This is a genomic window from Enterobacter sp. BIDMC 30 (genome assembly GCF_000534355.1).
GTDB lineage: Bacteria > Pseudomonadota > Gammaproteobacteria > Enterobacterales > Enterobacteriaceae > Enterobacter > Enterobacter ludwigii.
The window spans coordinates 3,789,546-3,810,374 of sequence record NZ_KI973169.1 but is presented as its reverse complement, the minus strand read 5'-3'; the positions used below and the strand labels follow the sequence as shown (position 1 = coordinate 3,810,374).

Annotated in this window: 15 protein-coding genes; 11 read left to right on the top strand and 4 right to left on the bottom strand. The window is 54.0% G+C overall.

Annotated elements, in window-relative coordinates; translation table 11 throughout:
- Positions 1-20: 20 nt before the first annotated feature.
- The 5 genes from L466_RS04440 (at position 21) to L466_RS04460 (ending at position 6,912) form a co-directional block, all read left to right on the top strand.
- Complete coding sequence (locus tag L466_RS04440) at positions 21-929, top strand: OmpA family protein (RefSeq protein WP_032681499.1); 909 nt, start codon at positions 21-23, stop codon at positions 927-929.
- A gap of 216 nt (positions 930-1,145) precedes the next feature.
- Positions 1,146-3,428: a type I secretion system permease/ATPase gene (locus L466_RS04445; RefSeq protein WP_020885111.1), complete on the top strand. Its 2,283-nt coding sequence runs from the start codon at positions 1,146-1,148 to the stop codon at positions 3,426-3,428.
- A complete protein-coding gene (locus L466_RS04450; protein ID WP_020885110.1) occupies positions 3,425-4,660 on the top strand; it encodes an HlyD family type I secretion periplasmic adaptor subunit in 1,236 nt (411 codons plus the stop codon). Before L466_RS04445 ends, L466_RS04450 begins: the two co-directional genes overlap by 4 nt.
- Before the next feature lie 6 nt (positions 4,661-4,666).
- Positions 4,667-6,166, top strand: a complete 1,500-nt coding sequence (locus L466_RS04455; protein WP_032681498.1) for a TolC family protein — start codon at positions 4,667-4,669, stop codon at positions 6,164-6,166.
- 47 nt (positions 6,167-6,213) lie between these two features.
- Positions 6,214-6,912, top strand: a complete 699-nt coding sequence (locus L466_RS04460; protein ID WP_020885108.1) for a response regulator — start codon at positions 6,214-6,216, stop codon at positions 6,910-6,912.
- A gap of 57 nt (positions 6,913-6,969) precedes the next feature.
- Here L466_RS04460 and L466_RS04465 read toward each other — a convergent pair whose 3' ends face one another.
- On the bottom strand, positions 6,970-9,924 hold the full coding sequence (locus tag L466_RS04465) for a transporter substrate-binding domain-containing protein (RefSeq protein WP_032681497.1): 2,955 nt from the start codon (positions 9,922-9,924) through the stop codon (positions 6,970-6,972).
- Between the two features lie 481 nt (positions 9,925-10,405).
- Between L466_RS04465 and L466_RS04470 the strand changes: the two genes are divergently transcribed.
- Positions 10,406-11,680, top strand: coding sequence for a tetratricopeptide repeat protein (locus L466_RS04470; RefSeq protein WP_025204756.1), 1,275 nt, complete (start codon positions 10,406-10,408; stop codon positions 11,678-11,680).
- A gap of 66 nt (positions 11,681-11,746) precedes the next feature.
- Here L466_RS04470 and L466_RS04475 read toward each other — a convergent pair whose 3' ends face one another.
- Positions 11,747-12,097, bottom strand: coding sequence for a hypothetical protein (locus L466_RS04475; protein WP_020885105.1), 351 nt, complete (start codon positions 12,095-12,097; stop codon positions 11,747-11,749).
- Positions 12,098-12,323: 226 nt separating this feature from the next.
- On the opposite strand from L466_RS04475, the gene L466_RS04480 reads away from it, so the two are divergent.
- The 3 genes from L466_RS04480 to L466_RS04490 all read left to right on the top strand — a co-directional run bounded on the left by L466_RS04480 (position 12,324) and on the right by L466_RS04490 (position 16,963).
- Positions 12,324-15,872 (top strand): response regulator, encoded by a 3,549-nt coding sequence (locus L466_RS04480; RefSeq protein ID WP_032681496.1) that lies wholly within the window; start codon positions 12,324-12,326, stop codon positions 15,870-15,872.
- A gap of 201 nt (positions 15,873-16,073) precedes the next feature.
- Entirely contained in the window at positions 16,074-16,523 is a 450-nt protein-coding gene (gene lysM / locus L466_RS04485) for a peptidoglycan-binding protein LysM (RefSeq protein WP_020885103.1), read from the top strand.
- Between the two features lie 44 nt (positions 16,524-16,567).
- Positions 16,568-16,963, top strand: coding sequence for a YidB family protein (locus tag L466_RS04490; RefSeq protein ID WP_020885102.1), 396 nt, complete (start codon positions 16,568-16,570; stop codon positions 16,961-16,963).
- Between the two features lie 70 nt (positions 16,964-17,033).
- Here the strand turns inward: L466_RS04490 and L466_RS04495 are convergent, their stop codons facing one another.
- Positions 17,034-17,954, bottom strand: coding sequence for an AraC family transcriptional regulator (locus L466_RS04495; protein ID WP_032681495.1), 921 nt, complete (start codon positions 17,952-17,954; stop codon positions 17,034-17,036).
- A 103-nt stretch (positions 17,955-18,057) separates the two neighbouring features.
- Between L466_RS04495 and L466_RS04500 the strand changes: the two genes are divergently transcribed.
- Positions 18,058-18,891 (top strand): oxidoreductase, encoded by an 834-nt coding sequence (locus L466_RS04500; protein WP_032681494.1) that lies wholly within the window; start codon positions 18,058-18,060, stop codon positions 18,889-18,891.
- 73 nt (positions 18,892-18,964) lie between these two features.
- On the opposite strand, the gene L466_RS04505 is transcribed toward L466_RS04500, so the two are convergent.
- Positions 18,965-19,315 carry a helix-turn-helix domain-containing protein gene (locus L466_RS04505; protein ID WP_032670748.1) on the bottom strand — a complete coding sequence of 117 codons (351 nt, stop codon included), beginning with the start codon at positions 19,313-19,315 and terminating at the stop codon, positions 18,965-18,967.
- A gap of 332 nt (positions 19,316-19,647) precedes the next feature.
- Here L466_RS04505 and L466_RS04510 point away from each other — a divergent pair, with 332 nt between their 5' ends.
- Positions 19,648-20,823 carry an efflux RND transporter periplasmic adaptor subunit gene (locus L466_RS04510; RefSeq protein WP_014168988.1) on the top strand — a complete coding sequence of 392 codons (1,176 nt, stop codon included), beginning with the start codon at positions 19,648-19,650 and terminating at the stop codon, positions 20,821-20,823.
- Positions 20,824-20,829: the final 6 nt, after the last annotated feature.

The following is a 20,829-nucleotide window of genomic DNA, read 5'->3' as shown; positions in this document are numbered from 1 at the left end:
GGGAGGCCTCTGGAGGATTTATGACTTTTTTCAAGACCTCTTTATTTGCGGCGCTGTTTACCTCCTCCGCATTTTTCATGCACACCGCCACCGCTGCGGAGAATTTTGGCAAGGTGTATCAGCCTGTTGCACCCGTCGCTCAGACTCAGGCTCAAATTGTTTACTACCGTGACGCCAGCAACACCACCGGCGGGGCGGCACATATTTATGTGGATAATGAATTCCACGATGCGCTGCTGCCTGGCGGTTATACCGTGTTCTGTCTGGCGCCGGGTAAGCATAATCTCGGCGCATACCAGAACGATGCACCGCAGTATCGTGGTAAAGAACAGGGTTATAACGTCGAAATGAACGGCGGGCAAACCTATTTCGTGCGCGTCAGTGACACGATGAATGCCGTGCCGGAAGCCCGTACGCGCGAGCAGGCGGAGAAGGATTTATCGGGGCTGCGCGAGCAGACCCATGTGCTTTCTCGCGCATCCAGCGTGGAAGCCTGTAAGACTCTGGCTGCGCCTCAGTACAAAGATTACACCCTGTCTGGCGATATTATGTTCCGCTTTGGACAGTCCGGTGAAAAGGGCGTTTCCGCTCAGGGCCGCCAGGCGGTGAAAGACCTGGTGGCGACAATAAAACGTGAAAACGTCGAGCTGAAACAAATTCAGGTGATTGGCCATACGGATGCTATCGGCAGCGATCGTAGCAACTACGCGCTGGGGCTGAAACGTGCGCAGACGGTACGTACGATGCTGGCAGAAAATGGCCTTCCGGCGCGTTTGATGGTGGCGTCCAGCGTCGGCAGTAACGAGCCGGTTGTTAATGACTGTGCCGCGTCCGGCAAGCGTGAGTTGGTTTCCTGCTATGCGCCAAACCGCCGCGTTGTTGTGCGCGTAAGCGGCGATCAGAACGTGACTGCACCTGAGCAAAAATAATCTTGTGTCCTGCCTTCCCGCAATGGGAGGGCATTCTCTTTTCCCTCGTGTATCCCTCATCAAACCTGTTTCGTGACAAAAAATAACCCGTTCCATTGAGACAGGTCTCATTAATTTAAGACTGTTCCGCGTGACAGAATATTCTTAATTTAAACCAATAAATCAATTTAATTCATTGATTTAAATATAAATAATCAATCAGGAAAAACGCGAAATATGGAATCCTCAACTGCAAATTTTCAGGAGGAACAGCTGCTTGCCGCCGCTCGCGATAACCGACAAAGTGATGATTCTCTGCTCAGAAGTATTGCCTGGGTGTGTGAGCATTATGGTCTCGGTAAAAGCGATGATGTTTTGCTGGCGGGTCTGCCTGTCGAACAACTCCTCACTCCCTCTTTAGCGCTTGATGCGCTCAAAAATGCCGGTGTGACCGGAGGGCTCATCAAGCGTAATAGCGCAGAACTGCCGGAGCAGATCTTCCCGATGATTTTGCTGCGTAAGGGTGCTGGCGGGATGGTGCTGCTGGGACGCGAGCGTCGTAAAAATGCCGAAGACAAATGGGATCTGTTCTATTCCCTGGTCATGCCGGATGTCTCTGACGAGCCGGTTGAACTGAATCATGAAGCGCTTAACGAGCTGTATGTTGGCTACGCGATCGCGGCTAAACCGACTGCGCGTATTGACAGTCGGGTTAGCGATATCGCGCCGCCGCAGCCGAAAGGCCACTGGCTGTTCAGTACGCTGTGGCGCTACCGTCGTTACTATCGTAGCGCCGCGCTGGCGTCGGTGCTGGTGAACGTGCTCGCGCTGGCCACCGTGTTCTTTACCATGAACGTTTATGACCGCGTGATCCCTAACCAGGCGTTTACCACGCTCTGGTCGCTGGCGATTGGCGTGCTGGTGGCAATGATTTTTGAAGCCGTAACCCGTAGCGTGCGTGCTCACCTGCTGGATACCGCAGGAAAAAAAGCGGATCTGATTGTCGGCAGCGTGCTGTTTCGTCAGGCGCTGGCGGTGAAAATGGAGCATAAGCCCGCCTCCTCAGGCTCTTTTGCCAACCAGCTGCGCGAATTCGAATCCGTGCGTGATTTTGTCTCATCCGCGACGCTTGCAACCATTGCCGACCTGCCGTTCGTTCTGCTGTTTATTGGCATTATCTTCGCCATCGGCGGCCCGCTGGCGATTGTCCCGCTGCTGATGCTGCCAATGATCCTGCTGGTCAGTATGGCCATTCAGTGGCCGCTGGCCAAAGTGATGAAAGCCAGCCTGCAAGAAGCATCGCTGAAGCAGGGCGTCCTGATTGAATCCATCGAAGGGATGGAAACGCTGAAATCCGTGGGAGGCGAGTCCTGGATGCAGAGCCGCTGGCAAAAGTTCAGCGCCATGCAATCGTCCAGCTCGGCGGCGTCTAAGCACTACTCTACGCTGGCGATGAATTCGGTGAGTTTCCTGCAACAGCTGCAGACGGTCATGCTGATTGTCACCGGTGTGTACCTGATTGATGCCGGCACCCTGACGCAGGGCGCGTTAATCGGTACGGTCATGCTGGCCGGCCGTGTGACCGCGCCGTTAAGCCAGGTCGTCGGTTTAGCCGTGCGTTATCAGCAGGCCAAAGCTGCGCTGACTTCGCTGAACAAGCTGATGGAGAACCCAACCGATCGCAGCAGTGAAATTGACTACATCAAACAGCCTGAATTGAACGGTGATATCGAGCTTAAAGGCATTACCTTCTCTTATCCGGCGCCGCCCATGCAGCCGAACCCGGATATCCTCAAAGGCGTGAATCTGACGATAAAACCGGGCGAGCGTGTGGCGATCGTCGGGAAAATCGGCAGCGGTAAATCCACGCTGCTGCGCATCATTGCCCGCCTTTACACGCCGGTGAAAGGGCAGATTTTCAGTAGCGGTCTGGACGTGAATCAAATTGAGCCGTCTGACTGGCGAAACAACGTAGGGTTTGTGGGGCAGGATGCGCGTCTGTTTTACGGCACATTGCGCGAAAACATCATGATTGGCCGTCAGAATGCGTCGTCTGATGAGTTCCTCAAGGTACTGCGTTTAACCGGGCTGGACCACATTGCCGCGCGCCACCCGCGTGGCATTCATATGCCCGTTGGCGAGCAGGGCAACAGTTTGTCCGGCGGCCAGCGTCAGCTGGTCTCCCTGGCGCGAACGCTGTTGGCGCGTCCTAACCTGTTGCTGCTGGATGAACCGACCAGCGCGATGGATGCGCAGACCGAAGCCCTGTTCCTGCAACACCTGAAAATCGCGACTGCCGGACACACGCTGGTTGTTGTTACCCATCGCCCGTCGTTGCTGGCGCTGGTGGACAGAATGGTGATTATTGAGGACGGCAAAATCGTTGCGGATGGTCCAAAACAGCAGATTCTGGCTGCGCTCAACGGCACGCCAACAGCGCAACCTGAGCAGACGCCCGCTAACGACAGTACGCCAGCGCAAGCTGTGCCAGTAAAAGAGCAGGCGGAGGCCAGCGCATGAAATTTCTAAAACAGAAGAAAAATAAACCACTCTCAGCGCGTGATGCCGCCTGGATGAGCGATATCCAGGAGGCGCTGTTCTCCCAGACCACGCCAAAATCGCGACTGGTGTTATGGCTCATCCTGGCGGTGTTCATCGGCTTCTTAACCTGGGCGCATTTCGCCAAAGTGGAAGAGATCACCAAGGGTGATGCGAAGATCGTTTCAAAAAGTCGCGAACAGATTATCCAGAGCCTCGAGGGCGGGATACTCGAAGAGTTGAACGTCCGTGAGGGCGATATCGTTGAACCGGGGCAGGTACTGCTGAAAATCGACCCGACGCGTGCGCAATCGAGTTATCAGGAGACGCTGCGCAAGGTGGTGGCACTGGAAGCGACCGTTAACCGCCTGCGTGCGGAAGCGTATGGTCTGCCGCTGACCTTTAGCGACCGCGTGAAAAAGTATCCTTCTGAGGTCGAGCTGGAAACCCGCGCTTACAATAGCCGTAAGCAAGCGCTGGAAGAGGGCGTGGCTTCGCTTGAGAAGAGCTATCGTCTGGCGCAAAACGAAATTGCCATGTCTGAGCCGCTGGCGGCGCGCGGCCTGCTTTCCGAAGTAGAGCTGCTGCGCATGCGCCGTCAGGCAAACGACCTGCAATCGCAGATTGTTGAGCGCCGCAACCGCTATCAGGCGGATGCCAACGCCGACCTGATCCGTCAGGAGCTGGATCTGGTGCAGGCTGAAGAGAGTCTGACCGGTCGCGAAGACATTGTGAACCGCACAACCATTACCGCACTGGTAAAAGGCACGGTCAAAAATGTGCGGGTTACCACTATTGGCGGGGTTATTCAGCCTGGTGAACACATCATGGAGATCGTGCCGCTGGAAGATCAGCTGCTGGTGGAAGGGAAGATCAAACCGTCTGACGTGGCCTTCCTGCATGCAGGTTTGCCTGCCATGGTGAAAATCACCGCTTACGATTTTGCAATCTACGGCGGCCTGAAGGGGCAAGTGTCTCTCGTCAGTCCGGATACGTTAAAAGATGACGCTAAAGCTGCGGCGGGCCGTCCTGATGATACGTATTACCGGGTGATGGTCTTAACCGACAGCAGTACCCTCAAAGCAGGGGATAAAGCCCTGCCGATTATTCCCGGCATGATTGCGACCGTGGAAATTCGTACGGGCGAAAAAACCATTCTCGATTACCTGCTGAAACCTATTTTCAAAGCGAAAGAAGCCTTCCGGGAGCGTTAATTTACGATGAAAAAGTATTCTCCAGTACAGCGTCGCCTGGCGGCGACGCTGACGGTACTCTCTTGCCTGATTTCAGGGAAAAGTATCGCCAGTAGCGAGGGCTTATTAGCCTTTCAACCTGTCGCTCCGCAGGCAAAATCCGGCATGGTGATGGCCTCCACCCCGCCTGCACCTCTCGCGCCACGGGTGGCGCAGAAAAGCGCGGTGGATAACCATGCTACTAGCACAACCCACACCGCGTTTGCGAAAAGCAACGCGACAAACGTTGATCGACAGACCGCCCGTGCGCCTGGCGAGAATGAAATCCGTCTGCTCTTTAATGATGCGGTCAATACTGCCCTGGGTATGAGCCCTGAGGTTCGTGGCGCACAGTTCAATACCGAGGCGGCACAGGCCAACGTTGATGAAGCGAAAGGGCAACGCTGGCCGCAGGTGGATGTCGGAACGCGTTCAAAAAGCGTTCAGTTCGGTGGCGGAGAACGGGGCTACAGCGACAGTCGTCCGGCGGTGACCGTGAATGTCGCAACCACATTGCTCGATTTTGGTCGTACCAGCAACACCATTAAAAGCCGTGAAGCGCTGCATCTGGCCGCGAAAGAGAATACGGGCGCACAGGCGGAAAACATTGCCTGGCAGGTCAGTAGTGCACTCATTGAGTTGAGTAAGCAGCGCCAGATCATTGTTCTCAGCCAAAAGTACGTGGCGCGTATGAATGAACTGGTCGAAATGCTGGACGGCATTGTGAAGGTTGACCAGGGGCGTCGCAGTGAGCTGACGCAGGCCAGAGGGCGTTTTTTACAGGCGCAATCTTCTTTAGATACGGCCATATCGCGCGCGCGTGATACGGAAATCATCCTCAACCGCCTGCTGGGGGATACGCCCGTTCCTCTGCCAACAGCACCGGTGTGGAACCTGAAGCCAGGGGAGCTGAACAAGCAGTTATCCGCCATTGAAAGCCATCCTACCATTCGACAGGCGCAGGCAGAGACCGCATCAGCACTGGCGGATGCAGAAGCGGCGCGCTCTGCCGCCTACCCAACGGTGACGTGGAACGTTGGCAAAAGTACCGGGCGCGATGAACTGGGACGTGAACAGGCGTGGGAAACCAATGTAAACTTAAGCTGGCCGATTTTCCGGGGCGGTTCACAGCGGGCAGCTGAGCTTTCTGCCGCACGCCGTGCAGATGCCAGCAGAGAGGCCATTGAACAGCAATCCCGCGATCTGGATAACCGGGTACGTGCTGCCGATCAGGATGCCCATAGCATGCTGGAGCGCGCGGAGTTGTATCATAACTTATCGATTGAATCCGATCGTATTCGTCATGATTTCTTCGATCAGTGGTATCACCTCGGTCGACGTACTCTGTTAGATGTGTTGAGTGCAGAAAGTGATTTTTACGGCAACCAGGTCGCGGAAGTGACTAACCGTTTTGATGGCTATTCCGCTATTTTTCGTAGCTATGCCAGTTCCGGTACTTTATTGTTATGGTTACGGAATAATAATTAAGTCTTTTTTAAAGATGGCTCACACTGCAGGCATAAAAGAGAATATGTATGAACCCGTTTTCAGGTAAAAAAATATACGTCGCTTTACTCGACGATCACCCGATTGTCCGTAAGGGGATGGAAATTATATTTAGCCAGGAGCCTGATTTCGAACTAAAAGGCAGCTTTGCCACTCGTATCGAACTCATGAATTTTTTACGCAACAACCGTGTTGATGTGTTGGTTCTTGACTATTTGCTTGGTGATGAAGAGATCGACGGTTTACCGATGATCAAACAGCTCATGAGCACCTTCCCGTGGCTGAAAATTCTTCTTTCCTCCACGCTGGAAAACACGGCGATTGTGCGCATGGCGTTAAAAATCGGCGTGCGTGGGCATGTCGGTAAAAGCCGTGATTTATCGGAAGTGGTGAATGCGGCGCGCCAGGTCGCGGCGGGGCGTATCTCCCTGTCAGAAAGCATGGAGAAAGAGTTCTACCTGATTTCAGAGCCTTGTGCAGACCCGACATCGGGTTCAGAGGGTGACAACGCGCCGCAGGTGATTGAGGGCATTGGCCGCCTGGATCAGCTGTCTCCTAAGGAGCTTGAGGTGCTGCGACTCTTTACCGGTGGAATGTCTGTCCTGCAGATTTCAGAGAAATTCAATCGTAGTCGTAAGACGGTCAGCGGACAGAAGAAATCGGCCATGAAAAAGCTGGGCGTAAAAACGGACTCTGAACTGTTTCTTTGGCACGACCAACTGCTTTAATCCCATTACAACAGATTCATTCGAGACATTATCAGGAGCCTTTTTCAGGCTCCTTTTTTATTTCAGTGAGACGGTATCGTCCGATGCTTTGTGCTCAATGGGATGAATATTTCGCAGTGCAGCCGCGAGATGATTGATTGAGCAGGGCTTAAACAGGCAATCATTCATACCAGCCTGTAAACAACGCGCCGTGATCTCATGCATGGCATTGGCGGTAAAGCCGATAATCCAGGCCGCGGCCCTGTGCTGTTCCTGCTCGCGCGTGCGGATTATGTGAGTCAGCTGATAACCATTCATGCCGGGCATGTTGCAGTCGGTAATGATCACGTCGAAATCTGTTTTTTCCCAGATAGCCAGTGCCTCATTTCCCTCTGACGCAAGATACGCATGCTGTCCTAACCAGGCCAACTGTTTAGCCAGCAGGATCCGGTTGGCAGGGTTATCGTCCACGACCAGGATCTTCAGGGCTGGAATTTTGTCTTCGTCTTCGTGCTGCTGGACATCCACGGCCGCCGCCGTTTTTACTTTCGGCAGTGTAAAGGTTGCTCTCACCGTGGTGCCCACGTTTTTCTCACTGGTCAGCATAAGCGTGCCGCCCATGCTTTCGCAAATGGTCCGGCTGATATAGAGGCCCAGCCCCGTTCCTGCGCGGCGGTTGTCTGCCTGACTAAAGGGCCTGAACAAGGCTGCCTGCTGGCTGGCATCGATCCCCACGCCGCTGTCCTTGACGTCAATGATGTAGTGAACGCTGTCATTTACCGGGTCTTCAGCCTGCTGCAGCGTCAGTGATACGCCGCCGACGTCGGTAAACTTAATGGCATTACTTAACAGGTTCGACAGAACCTGCTTGATGCGTAAGGGATCGGCACAGACATCGATTATGGGTTCCGTCGGGAACGCGCGAATGAGCTCGATATTTTTCTCTATGGCCACGCCCTGGAAAACCCGCATCATATTGTTAATCAGCGTACCGAGGTTCGTGGCTTCAGGATTGAAATCGAGATGCCCCCCCTCAATACGGGAAATATCCAGAATATCGCCAATTAATCCCACCAGTCCTTCTGCCGATTCATACGCCACCTCGAGCGCCTGAATATCTTGCTCACCACGGCGTCCTTTTTTCAGCACGATATCCAGCATGCCAATAATGGCATTCATCGGCGTGCGGATTTCATGACTCATGGTCGACAGGAAGACGGATTTTGCGCGGTTAGAATCCTCGGCCCTGTCTTTGGCTTCCTTAAGTTCAACCAGCAGCGCTTCACGCTCGGTGATGACCTCGCGTAATTGCACAAGCTGGGTGTTCATCTGACGACGAAGTGCCGCTTTACGCGCGATCTGTCGACGCAGGTAGAGTGCCCAACCCAGGGCCAGAATAATTAAGACGGCGCTAAAGACGGCGGTGGCAATCAACACTTCCCGATAGCGATACCAGAAGCTGTCGACAACCACCAGTTCGTTGGGGCGCCAGCGGTTGGCCAGATTTTCCAGCTCAACAGGGGGAATGCTCAGCAATATTTTATCTAAAATCCCCTGAAGTTCCGGATTGGACAGCCCGACCCCGAAAGAGATCCAGACGGGGGCGTCACCCACAATCGACACCACTTTGAGTTTGTCCTGAAAGTTGGTGAAGATTTGATAGTCACTCATGATCAGAATACCCACCGCGGCATCCGCTTTCCCCTCAAGTACGGTGGAAAGCAGCTGTGATTCATTGCCCACGTGAACAATTTCAATTTCCGGGTAACGCTGGCGCACCATACTTTCCACACCAATGTTTTTTACCATCGCCAGCCGTTTTCCACGCAGGTCTGCCAGCATATGAATGTCGTTACGATTTGTCGCTGTTGCCAGGGAAAAGGCGCTCCGCAGATAGGGGCGGGTGAAAAGAATTTTATTTTTACGCGCTTCACTGGGGGTGATTGAGGCGAGCATATCCGCGCTTGACTCGTTCACCTGTTGAATCAGTTCCTCGGTGGTGCTGCCCGTTTCAAAACGAAACTGTAAACCGGTTCTGAGCGACACAACGGAAAACAGATCGGCGGCAATACCGCGCAGCACACCTTTATTATCAATAAATGAGACCGGGGCTGCATTGTCCTGGCTGTAGATCAGAACGTTAACGATGGGATGTTTCTTGATCCACGCTTTCTCTTGCTCGGTAAAGAGAAGGGATTTCGACCCCTGTGCGAGATCAATGCGATCGGGCTGCCAGAGACGATAAAGCTCCTGCTTTTCATCTTCTGGCACGGCCTTGATTGCGGCATTAATCAGTGTGAGCAGTTGTGGTTTTTTTTGACTGACGGCAAACCCCACTTCACGGCTGGTCAGGCGTGAGAATCGCTCAACATGAATATTGTTCAGGTAGTTGCGGCTGAGCGAGTAACTGTTGCCCAGGTAAACCCGCGACTGACCAAACGCCACCGCGCTCAACGCTTCCTGATAACTGTCGAACAGGCGAAAACGGGCGTTAGGGTAGGCGGCCTGAGCCTGTGACAGGGGCAAATAGTCCCTCGGCATTGCGACGTCGGTATCACGCAGATCCTCTGCCAGAGGGGCGGTATCGCTATCGTTGAGCCCCAGCACCGGTTTATCGCTGGCATAAGGCAAAGAAAAGGCAAAGGCATCGTTATCCGGGAAGGCGGCCACGGACGGGATCAGGTCAATATCGCCACGTGCCAGCGCCTGCCACGCCTCTTCAGAGGAGCTAAACACTTTTATCTTAACCGGGAGGTTAAGTTGCCAGGCGACCAGTCCCGTATAATCCGCGCTCAAACCTTCATACTCATTGCGAATGTTACGCATGCCAAACGGTGGGGCATCATAATGGGTCACGCCCACGTTCAGTTGTCGTTGTTGTTTAATAAACGCGGCTTGATCGGCGGTAAGAGATAAACGCTGTAATCCCTGGACCGGTGTTCTCATCAGGATCTTATATTCATCGCCTATCGCTGAAGGCATTGAAAGCGAGAGTGAAACCAGCAGCACAAAAAGGCGAAAATAGTGACGCATATCTCTTTAACTGACTCCTGAAGACGAAGTGAGCCTGGGAATATCTTCCCCGGACATCGGGTGTGCTGTGAATGAAACATCATAAACAACCTGTACGGGCTAGCCCATAACTTACTGTATAGCCGATGAAAAGACATCCTTCATGCCTGACCTCAGCAATACCGGGGTCGAATTATACCGATGTCATCCTCATTTATGTGTGCGCAGTATGATGAAACAGACGATAAAGGGTTATAAGACCTGACTTGGTTATTTTTTTTAATGAAATAACATCTCATTATAAACGGTAATGGTATTAATTAAGTTGCTGTAAAATACTCAGCTTAAGTGAAATGGAATAAGAGGCGGAAATCGCTTTTTACCTGCCAGGACCGGGGCTGTACTCTCTTCAGGGAATATCAAGACGGGTCTTATCGTGAGCCACCCGTAACAATGAAAAAATCGGCTTAATTTTTCTGATTAAATAATTGAGCGGATTTTTATGCGCCCGGTACCTCAACGTCGACCTGTTAACCACGCCGCAATAAGCCAGCAGTTACATTCACTGGCGGAGATTTATCGCCAGTCTATGGCTGACGGGGATTACGCCAGCGCCTCTCGCTGCTGTGAAAAAGCCCTGGCCGTATTGCCCAAAAATATGTCAGTGCAAAGTGACTATGCGTTAAGCCTGATGCGTCAGGGAAAGTACGATCAGGCGTATAAAGTGTATCGTAAAATATACCAGTCGCCGCAGCGTCATGAAGCCTCTGAAACCTGGCTGGATGGTTTTGCTGAACTGTGTGGTCACATGGGCAAAACCCAGGAGATGCGCACCTATGGCCTTGAGTCGCTGACGCTGTCGGATCAACGCTTTGGTCACGGTAAATGCTGGCCGCTTCCCTCAACGCCGCCGCGTCCTTTTGATGCCACGCAGCGCGAAAAAAATATTATCGCCTTCAGCCTGTTCGGCGATCGGCCGCGCTATTGCGAAACGCTGATTAAAAACATTGAAGCCGCAAATTCGCTGTTTCCTGGCTGGTGTTGCCGTGTGTATCTGGATAATTCTGTGCCGCAGCACGTCTGGCAACGTCTGCAGGCGGGCGGTGCTCAACTGGTCGATATGAGCCACGAAAAAACCATCTATCCCACGTTATGGCGTTTTCTGGTGATGGACGACCCGACGGTTGAGCGGTTTTTAGTTCGTGATGCCGACTCGTTGCTCTCCGAACGCGAGCAGGTTTGTGTCGAGGCGTGGCTACGTTCGCCCTGGTACTTTCACCATATGCGTGACTATTTCACGCATACCGAGTTGTTACTCGCCGGGATGTGGGCTGGATGTGGCGGCATCTTCCCGAACGTTGCAAGAATGATGCGTGAGTTTGTCGTGCAGTACCGGGGCAATGCGCGCTTCACTGACCAGTATTTCCTGAAGGCGGTGCTGTGGTCCACCGTGCGGCAAAGTCTGCTTAGCCATGATGCTATTTTTGGTTTTCATCATGCTGAACCCTGGCCGGCGCATCCTCCTGTTCGCTGGAAGGCAGAACACTTCCACGTCGGGAGCAATGCCGGGTTTACGATCATGGCCGGGCCAAGCCATAAACAAGACGGGGAAAAGCAGGCTGTGCTGCTGAAAATGGACGGTAATGCCTGGCGGTATACGGCACCCGTGCAGCAGGGGCAGTGGAAACTGCCGATGCCTTTTTTTCTTGCCGAGGGATTTCGTCAGGGAGACGTTAAGGTCGAGATAGTGAACGACGACGATCGTCAGGGGAGCTGAGACAGATTGCGGGACTCCCGGAAACGCAGCGTCCCGCGTGTCGCCAGGACCGCAGGACGCCTGCATTTACATATTATTGAGGGCGACCTGCATACCGACCTGAACCAGCAGTTCCGTTTCCATACCTGAATGCTGATATACGGCATATTGCACGCCATCGACAGTTACTGAGCCCCGGGCTTTCGTCCATTCACCCATTTCCGCGCCTTCGGGAAGTAGGTCCGAGAGGTTAATTACATCCCCTGCATCACCTTTTATCATCAGTTGCTGGCTGGTGTCGTCGGCAAAAAGACGCGCTTCATTCTGAATTAAAACGTCGTCGAGCGTTATTTCCAGCACCACCGGAAATGGCGTATCGCGGTCCCCATCCGTGAGGGCCTCTGGCGCGATATCGCGATTATCAATATTGTTGTTCATCACGGATTAACCTGTTCAAACGTAAAAAAGTGCTTTCCTGGTAAAATGGAGGAGAAATTTTTACCGGGACGGAACAGGCGCGACAATAAGTCCGGTCTTATACTGTCGGGATCTTGTCTGCCACTGAGGTATCTGCGCAGAACAAGACAAAGCTTACTCAGGGTAAGCCGGGTCATCGGTATAATTTTATTTTCCAGCATGTTTTATTCAGGGAACGACTCGTACGATGCGTTTTTTATCAGCCCGGCTATTGAGCCTGCTTCTTACCGTGTGTTGTGTATGGCAACTGCACGCCCAGCCACTGGAACTGCAGCGTCGCGTTCAGGTTAACGCGCCGCATGTCCAGTTCAGTGAGGCGGCGCAACGCTGGCTGGACAGCCATTCCACGCTGCATGTTGGGGTTTGGGGGCAGGAGCAACCGCCGTTAAGCGAAGGGATGGGACATGGCGTCTTTGGCGGCATTGCCGCTGATTACCTGGCAATGCTGGAAGACAGCCTTAAGGTAAAAATTAAGCTGCATTACTACGAAAACAGCAGTGAAGCGTTACTCGCGCTGAAGCGCCAGGAAATACAGATGGTGGCTATCTGGAATCCGGAGCTGTGGCCAAGCCCGGACCTGCAAGCCTCACCGCCCTGGCTGCTGGATAAAGCGGTTTTGATGACCCCAAAATCACAGGGTGAAACGCCTGTCGATCTGCGAAATAAAGTGATTGGCGTCGTCTCAGGAAGCCAGGCCAGTGAAGCGCTTCGCCGCCAGTATCCGGAAAGTACACTGCGCTTCCAGTCGTGGTATAACACCGCCGTCAGCGCGCTGGCCTTTAAGCAAATCGATGCGCTGTGGATTAACCGGGCCAGTGCGGAATATCTTACGCAATACCACCAGGTCAGAGACCTGAGCTGGACGTTCAGCCCGACGATACCTAATCTGAACATGAGTTTTGGTATCGACCGACAGCTACCGCTGCTGGCGGAATCCATCGATACCGTATTTAAACATATCTCGTTAGCCAGCCGTTTACGCATTGCGACCAGTTGGGGTCTGAACCGGAGCTTTGTTATCACCGCCAATCCACTGGGGTTAGATCCCGAGGAGGAAAGCTGGCTACGCGAGCACGGGCAAATTCAGGTCATTATTGACCGCCGTCAAAGGCCTGTCACGTTTGTCAGCGAAGGTGAACCTCAGGGGCTGGTGGTCGATCTGCTTAACCAGTTTAACGACCAGTACGGCATTCGCTTTTCCTTCCTCAGCGTTGAAAGTGATGCTGAACTTCTGGCAATGAAGCGCGCTCACCCTGACGCACTGTTTGTTGAACAGGTTATCGATACGCCGCAGCAAACCAAAAGCGGTGCAGCGAAAACGCCTCCGTTGCTTACCACGCCCGCCGTGGTGGTGATGGATCAGGGCATCAAGCGCCCCAGTGATTTCTCACAGTTGAAAGGCGAGAAAATTGCCATTCAGGCGAATGACCCGCTGTTGCCCTGGCTGGACACCTGGTATCCCACCATTAAGCTGGTGAAAGTTCCGCATATGGACGACGCCCTTGAACGCTTAAAACGTGGAGAAGTCCGTGGGGTGATTGCACCGCAGTTTATTGCCAGTTATCTCGTGACTCTCCACCATCCAACCCGTTTTCATCTGGCGGTGACCCTTCCTGTGACGCCCGTCGATCTGGTGTTGTCGGCGCAAACGGACAGCAGCCAGTCGATCAATATCCTGAACAAAGCGCTGGCCGATATGCAGCCACGGGCGCTGATGCAAATGGCGGGTGACTGGCGTCAGGCGGCGATAGAAAACAGTGAAACCTGGAATAAAAGCACGTTCGTGAACTCGCTGCTGTGGGGCATATTGCTCTTTCTGGTCGTGGTGGGCTGCTGGCTGTGGATCCAGTATTTGCGCCGTGCATTACGCCGCGGCAACGTCTGGCAGCAGAAGCTGGCTGAGCAGTTGAAATTTACCCAATCACTGATAGACGCCTCTCCTGTTGCGCTCTATGTCCGCGATCGGCAGGGGAATTTACTGCGTTATAACCAGGCCTGGAGCGATACTATTGGCCTGTCAGGGCAGGATCTGAAAGGTCTGCCGATCACCGCCATCAATACGGTTGAGCCTTCAGAGCTGGCGGCGATCGAAGCCCGCTATCGCCAGGCATTGCAGGATGGTCAACCGCAGAAATGGTCCGCCAGGTTTCAGGTGGGTGAGCAGCCACGATACTTGCAGGGGTGGGTCGTGCCGTGGCATGACGGGCAGGGCGAGATTGGCGGGTTAATTGGCGGCTGGCTGGATATCACCGAAAAAGAGCTGTTGATTGCTCAACTCTCTGAAACAAAAAGTAATCTTGAGCAGGCGATTGCCAGTAAAAATGCCTTTATGCTGAGCATGGGGCATGAGGTTCGCACACCGCTTAACGTGATTACGGGTCTGCTGGAACTGGAACTTCAGGCGCTGGACGAGCGCCATGAACGCAACGAGAATCTGAACCTCATCTGGGAGTCCTCCCTTAATCTGCTTTCGTTAATTGGCGACATGTTCGATGTTTTCCGTGCCGATAACCCGCAACTGCTCGGCTTAACGCGCAGCACGAACCTGCCGCAGTTGATTGACAGCACGGTCGCCCTCTATCGTCAGCAGGCAGAAGCAAAAGGCATGAGCCTGAACGTGCTGATGGAGCTTTCAGCGCAACGCTACGATACCGATCCGCTGTTAATTATCCGCATTCTGTCGAGCCTCCTGCGCAATGCCATCAAGCATGCTGACGGCGATGCCATTGATATCGAGGTGTATGAGGGAACCCGTGACCCACAGGTTGAAAGCGTCCGGCTGGTGATTGAGGTGTGCGATGGGGGGCCGGGGATTTCCGAAGCAACCCAGGCACAAATCATCGAACGCGCGAACAACGTGACGCTTAAATCGGAGTGGACCGATACCGGCTTTAGTTTGCCCGCCTGTCTGCATATGGCGCGCGCTGCCGGGGCGGAGGTGCGCATTGAGAGCGAGCCGCACGAAGGATGTGTGGTGAGTTTCCTCTTTAATGCGACACCCTCAGCGAAAATAGCCCTGCATCATCCGGCACCGGACAGCGTAGCCAGCCTGCACATCCTGGTAGTGGATGATTATCCTCCCGCGCGTCAGACCTTACAGCAGCGACTCGAATCATGGGGACACCGCGTCTCTTTGGCCACGCAAGGAGAAGAGGCGCTGGCAATGTGGAAAGCACAGCCAGCGCGTTATGCCGCCATTATTACTGACTGTACTATGCCGGTGATGGATGGTTACGAACTGACCCGGCAGATCCGTGAGCATGAACGACGGGAAGGACGTAAGGCGATCCCCATTTTTGGCCTGACGGCCATGAGCGGCACAGAAGCGGCCGCAAGCTGTATTGATGCCGGGATGGATGAATATCTGGAAAAACCGCTAACGCCGCAAAAATTGCAGGAGATGCTGGAGCGGTATTTCGCCAGTGCCGGAAAGACGGACGCCACCGTTGACGATAAAACACGCCAGCTTCAGCTCGAAATGATCGCCGTGAATCATGACGACGCCGAACACCTTAAACAGCGACTTGAACAGCGAGAGCGCGACAAGGTTGGCCGCATGGCGCACCGGATTAACGGCGGTGCGCGGTTGATGAATTTTACCTCGCTGAAAGAGGCCTGTGAGGCGCTGGAACTCGCCTGCAACAACGAACAAGGCTGGGAATCCATCGAACCGTTGGTCAGCCGTGTGCTGGAAGAGATGGAACGGTTTAACGCGTGGCTGGAACGCCAGACGTGAGACGTCGGCAAGAGGGAATGTTGCGGCATAACGGCGATACCAGGGCAAATATCCTGCACCCTGACGCTTATTGGATATACTTCATGTGGCAGGTTGTGCTGTTTCCGGATTTTTCAGCCAGAGCGGAGACACCGCATCGTACATCCTGCAACGGGATCCAATGAAAATGTTCACCATGAAACAGTTATGGAGGTGTGGAAGATGGGATTATTAAGTTTTGTGAAAGAAGCGGGCGAGAAAATCTGGGATGCCGTATCCGGCGGTAGCAAGGAAGATCAGGCCGACAAGCTGAAAAAACATATTGATAGTCTTAACCTGCCTGGTGCCGAAAAGGTCAACATTAATGTCGCGGACGACGGTACGGCGACGGTGACCGGCGACGTGGGCTCCCAGGAAGATAAAGAAAAAATTCTGGTGGCGGTAGGTAACGTCACCGGGATTGGTCAGGTCAATGATAGCGTGACCGTCACCCAAAGCGGGGTGGAAAGCCGCTATTACACGGTGAAATCCGGCGATACCCTGAGCGCCATCTCAAAAGCGATGTATGGCTCTGCCAATGAGTATCAGCGTATTTTTGAAGCCAATAAACCGATGCTGACGCATCCCGACAAAATCTACCCGGGTCAGGTACTGATTATCCCGGCTAAGTAAGCCGTCAATCAGGACGTGTTAGCGATGTTTGTAGGGAGTCTGTGATGGGATTATTAGATCAAATCGGCAGCCTGGCCGGCGGGCAGGGCGGTAAGACGGAGCAACTCCAGGCGATCATGACCTGGATTGAGCAGCAGGGCGGCATTCAGGGGATCCTCGAAAAATTCCGCAATGGCGGCCTGGGCGGCGTTGTCGAGTCGTGGCTTAGCCAGCAGAGTAATCAGTCGGTGAACAGCGAACAGATCACATCGGTGTTTGGATCGCCAGCGCTGCAGGATCTTGGCGCGAAACTGGGCGTGGATTCTCAAACCGCGTCGACGCTGATTGCTGAATACCTGCCTAAAATCGTCGACGGTCTTTCACCGCAGGGCGAAGCCCCGGCCCAGGGCGACCTGATGTCTGCGGGACTTAATCTGCTCAAAGGTAAGTTCCTGAGTTAGTGCAATCCGCAGCGTCATGACGCCGTGTACATACCAGGCCTGTATTCAGGCCTGGTATGTAGTATCAGGCTTAATGGGAAGAGACAAATATCGACGCCTGCTGCACAGGCGGAACGGCGAAATTACGCTGCATGCGTTTTATTTCCTCTGCGGGTGGCAAACCAAACAGCCGTTTGAATTCACGATTAAACTGCGACGGACTTTCATAACCGACGGCGTAGCTCGCGGCGGCGGCGGTAATATGCTGACGCACCATCAACATCCTTGCCTGGTGCAGGCGCACCGATTTCACATATTGCATCGGCGGCATACGGGTTATCGCTTTGAAATGGGTGTGAAACGTCGGCACACTCATTCCGGCCTCCATCGCCAGTTGATTAAGCGTTAACGGCTCAGCGTAGGCGGTATGGATGTGCTGCAGTACTTTGCCAATTTTGCCGAACTGCCCCTGTAAGGCCAGCGCGGCGCGCATGGCCTTGCCCTGGGCACCCGTCAGGACGCGGAAATAGAGCTCTCGCACCCGCGCCGGGCCGAGGATCGCCGCCTCAAGCGGATTGTTCAGTACTTCAAGCAGGCGCAGCACGGCCGTTTTTACCGCGTCGTCCATCGGGCTCGACATCATGCTTTGCGGCGCAGCGGGAGGATGTGGGGCGTGATGCTGCTCAATCTGCAACATCAGTTCAGCGGCAAGCTGAAAATCCAGATGCAGATATATCGCCAGCAAGGGGTGTTCTGCCGATGCGTCGGTTTCCATCACAAACGGCACCGGAACCGACACGGCCAGATAGTGCTGTTCATCATACAGATAGGTCTTCTGACCGAAAAAGCCGCGTTTGCTGCCCTGGCAGACAATTACAATCCCCGGATCGTAAAGCACGGGCGTTCGCGCAAGCGGGCGGTCGGCACGCAAAATTCGCACATCAGGTAACGCCGTCAGGTTGTACCCCTCCTGCACCGCCAGTGCTTTTACTAAGGTAATCATCCCGGACATCACTGCACCTCATAAAATCAGGCAATAAAAAGAGAAGATACGGCCTAAAAATACGGCAGGGCAGAGAATACCATGCAACCTTCACTGTTCATGGGAGTAATTTATGGCATCTGCAAAAACAATCTTAATCACCGGCGTTAGCAGCGGCTTTGGTCGTGCTCTGGCGGAGGAAGCCCTCGCCGCAGGCCATCGGGTCGTGGGGACCGTGCGCACCCCCGAAGCAAAGCAGGCATTCGAGACACTCGATACGCAGCGGGCATTCGGCTGCCTGCTGGATGTCACGGACTATGCGCACATTGATGAAGTGGTTACGCAGAGTGTATCTACCGTCGGTCCGATTGATGTCCTTGTGAACAATGCCGGTTACGGTCACGAAGGCATACTGGAAGAGTCCTCGCTCGCAGACATGCGCCGCCAGTTTGAGGTGAATGTGTTTGGCGCCGTCGCGATGATCAAAGCCGTGCTGCCGGGCATGCGCCAGCGTCGTCACGGCCATATTATTAATATCACCTCGATGGGCGGTTTCATCACTCTGCCCGGTATCAGCTATTACTGTGGCAGTAAATTTGCGCTCGAAGGCATATCAGATACGCTGAGCAAAGAGCTTGCTCCGTTCAACATACATGTCACTGCGGTGGCACCGGGCTCGTTTCGCACCGACTGGGCAGGACGCTCGATGGTACGCAGCGCGCGCAGCATCCCGGACTATGACGCGTTATTCGATCCTGTCCGCCAGGCTCGTCAGGAAAAAAGTGGTCAGCAACTCGGCGACCCCGTAAAAGCGGCGCGCGCCATGCTGGCTATCATTGAGAGCCAGAACCCGCCGACGCATTTATTGCTTGGCAGTGATGCTTTGAGTTTAGTGCGGGAAAAGCTCGCGCGTTTAGGTGAGGAAATCGATCGCTGGGAAGCGTTAACACGTTCAACGGACGGCTGAGCGGCGAACACGGGAACATGATTACAGGCCGGTTTGCCACCGGCCAGTACGGGTCGCGGCGAAAGCCGCGACACTAGGTTGATTGCTGGCGTTCAGGGCAGACGGTACTGCGACGCCATGCCCCGGGGGCCTGGCCATACTGACGCTTAAAGCTGCGGTTGAAGGACTGCTGGGAGTCAAAGCCCAGCGCGATCGCCACGTTCAGGATCGGTTCATCGCTGTGGGTTAAGCGCTCGACCGACTTTTGCAGCTTTTGTGCACGAATATACTCGGCCAGCGGATACCCGGTATGTTCCTTGAAGATCCGCTGGAGATGCCATTTCGAGTAGCCGGCGCGCCTGGAAACGGTGTTAATGTCCAGGCGGCTTTCAAGGTTGTTGTCGATCCAGTCGAGTAGATCATGAATAAATGCGTCAGTGTTCATGGTTTCCCCCACGCCGCGTTTTAAAAAGCATTTTTGTCTGTTGCATTTAAAGATGACTCGCTCTGACATTAAATGCAAGTTTTATTGTTGCATTTAAATCCTTGCCGAAAACGCGCCTTTTGTCCCTGAGCCAAATAGCACATAAAGTGTATTAATTATTCTTGCACTAAATCTGACGCCTTCCTACAATCGCCGCGATAGTGTATTCGCAACTGTTACAGTTTTGTGGCGATGAACGACACAAATAGTCTCAAGCCAGTCCGGACAAAGGAAGTGGCGCCGCGTCTCCCGCAGCGTCTTGCCCGGCGGCCACCATTACCGGAATAAAAATAATGAGCCTGCAAAAACCCTGGGTTAACGTTCATCTGACGGCGCTGGGAGCGATGTTTCTCTCCATGCTGCTTGTCGGATGCGATGACGGCGTGGCACAAAATGCCGTCCCACAAGCGCCCGCTGTGAGCGCCGCTGACGTGGTAGTGAAATCCATCAGTCAGTGGGATAGCTTTAACGGCCGGATTGAAGCGGTGGAAAGCGTTCAGCTGCGCCCCCGCGTCTCCGGCTACATTGATAAAGTGAATTACACCGACGGCCAGGAAGTGAAAAAGGGCGAGGTGCTGTTCACTATCGATGACAGAACCTATCGCGCTGCGCTGGAACAGGCGCAGGCCACCTTAACGAGAGCCAAAACGCAGGCCAGCCTGGCGCGCAGTGAGGCTAACCGTACCGATAAACTCGTTAATACCAACGTCGTCTCCCGTGAAGAGTGGGAGCAGCGCCGTTCGGCCGCCGCCCAGGCGCAGGCCGACATTCGCGCCGCGCAGGCTGCTGTTGACGCGGCACAACTTAACCTGGATTTCACCAAAGTGACCGCGCCTATTGATGGCCGCGCCAGCCGCGCGCTGATCACCAGCGGTAATCTGGTCACCGCGGGTGACAGTGCCAGCGTCCTCACCACGCTGGTCTCCCTGAAAACGGTTTACGTCTACTTTGACGTGGATGAAGCAACCTACCTTCACTATCAAAATCTCGCCCGCAGCGGGCAGGGCGCGTCCAGTAATCACCTGGCACTCCCGGTTGAGATTGGTCTGGTGGGGGAGGAGGGTTATCCCCATCAGGGCAAGGTGGATTTTCTTGATAATCAGTTAACGCCGAGCACCGGCACCATCCGTATGCGCGCGCTGCTGGATAATGCGCAGCGTCAGTTCACGCCAGGACTGTTTGCCCGCGTACGCCTGCCGGGCAGCGCTGAATTCAAAGCCACGCTTGTCGACGATAAAGCGGTGCTGACCGATCAGGATCGCAAGTACGTTTATATCGTTGATAAAGAAGGTAAAGCGCAGCGCCGCGATATCACGCCGGGACGTCTGGCCGCCGGTTTACGTATCGTGCAGCAGGGGCTGAACCCTGGCGATAAAGTCATCGTCGACGGTTTACAAAAAGTGTTTATGCCGGGTATGCCGGTTAACGCGAAAACCGTTCCGATGACCGCCAGCGCCGCGCTTAACTGATCCCTT

What these genes read in the sequence shown, in the direction of transcription:
- L466_RS04440 (WP_032681499.1), top strand. Translation starts at nt 21, where the DNA reads ATGACTTTTTTCAAGACCTCTTTATTTGCGGCGCTGTTTACCTCCTCC.
- L466_RS04450 (WP_020885110.1), top strand. Translation starts at nt 3,425, where the DNA reads ATGAAATTTCTAAAACAGAAGAAAAATAAACCACTCTCAGCGCGTGAT.
- lysM (WP_020885103.1), top strand. Translation starts at nt 16,074, where the DNA reads ATGGGATTATTAAGTTTTGTGAAAGAAGCGGGCGAGAAAATCTGGGAT.
- L466_RS04465 (WP_032681497.1), bottom strand. Translation starts at nt 9,924, where the DNA reads ATGCGTCACTATTTTCGCCTTTTTGTGCTGCTGGTTTCACTCTCGCTT.
- L466_RS04455 (WP_032681498.1), top strand. Translation starts at nt 4,667, where the DNA reads ATGAAAAAGTATTCTCCAGTACAGCGTCGCCTGGCGGCGACGCTGACG.
- L466_RS04505 (WP_032670748.1), bottom strand. Translation starts at nt 19,315, where the DNA reads ATGAACACTGACGCATTTATTCATGATCTACTCGACTGGATCGACAAC.
- L466_RS04470 (WP_025204756.1), top strand. Translation starts at nt 10,406, where the DNA reads ATGCGCCCGGTACCTCAACGTCGACCTGTTAACCACGCCGCAATAAGC.
- L466_RS04480 (WP_032681496.1), top strand. Translation starts at nt 12,324, where the DNA reads ATGCGTTTTTTATCAGCCCGGCTATTGAGCCTGCTTCTTACCGTGTGT.
- L466_RS04500 (WP_032681494.1), top strand. Translation starts at nt 18,058, where the DNA reads ATGGCATCTGCAAAAACAATCTTAATCACCGGCGTTAGCAGCGGCTTT.
- L466_RS04490 (WP_020885102.1), top strand. Translation starts at nt 16,568, where the DNA reads ATGGGATTATTAGATCAAATCGGCAGCCTGGCCGGCGGGCAGGGCGGT.
- L466_RS04475 (WP_020885105.1), bottom strand. Translation starts at nt 12,097, where the DNA reads ATGAACAACAATATTGATAATCGCGATATCGCGCCAGAGGCCCTCACG.
- L466_RS04510 (WP_014168988.1), top strand. Translation starts at nt 19,648, where the DNA reads ATGAGCCTGCAAAAACCCTGGGTTAACGTTCATCTGACGGCGCTGGGA.
- L466_RS04460 (WP_020885108.1), top strand. Translation starts at nt 6,214, where the DNA reads ATGAACCCGTTTTCAGGTAAAAAAATATACGTCGCTTTACTCGACGAT.
- L466_RS04445 (WP_020885111.1), top strand. Translation starts at nt 1,146, where the DNA reads ATGGAATCCTCAACTGCAAATTTTCAGGAGGAACAGCTGCTTGCCGCC.
- L466_RS04495 (WP_032681495.1), bottom strand. Translation starts at nt 17,954, where the DNA reads ATGTCCGGGATGATTACCTTAGTAAAAGCACTGGCGGTGCAGGAGGGG.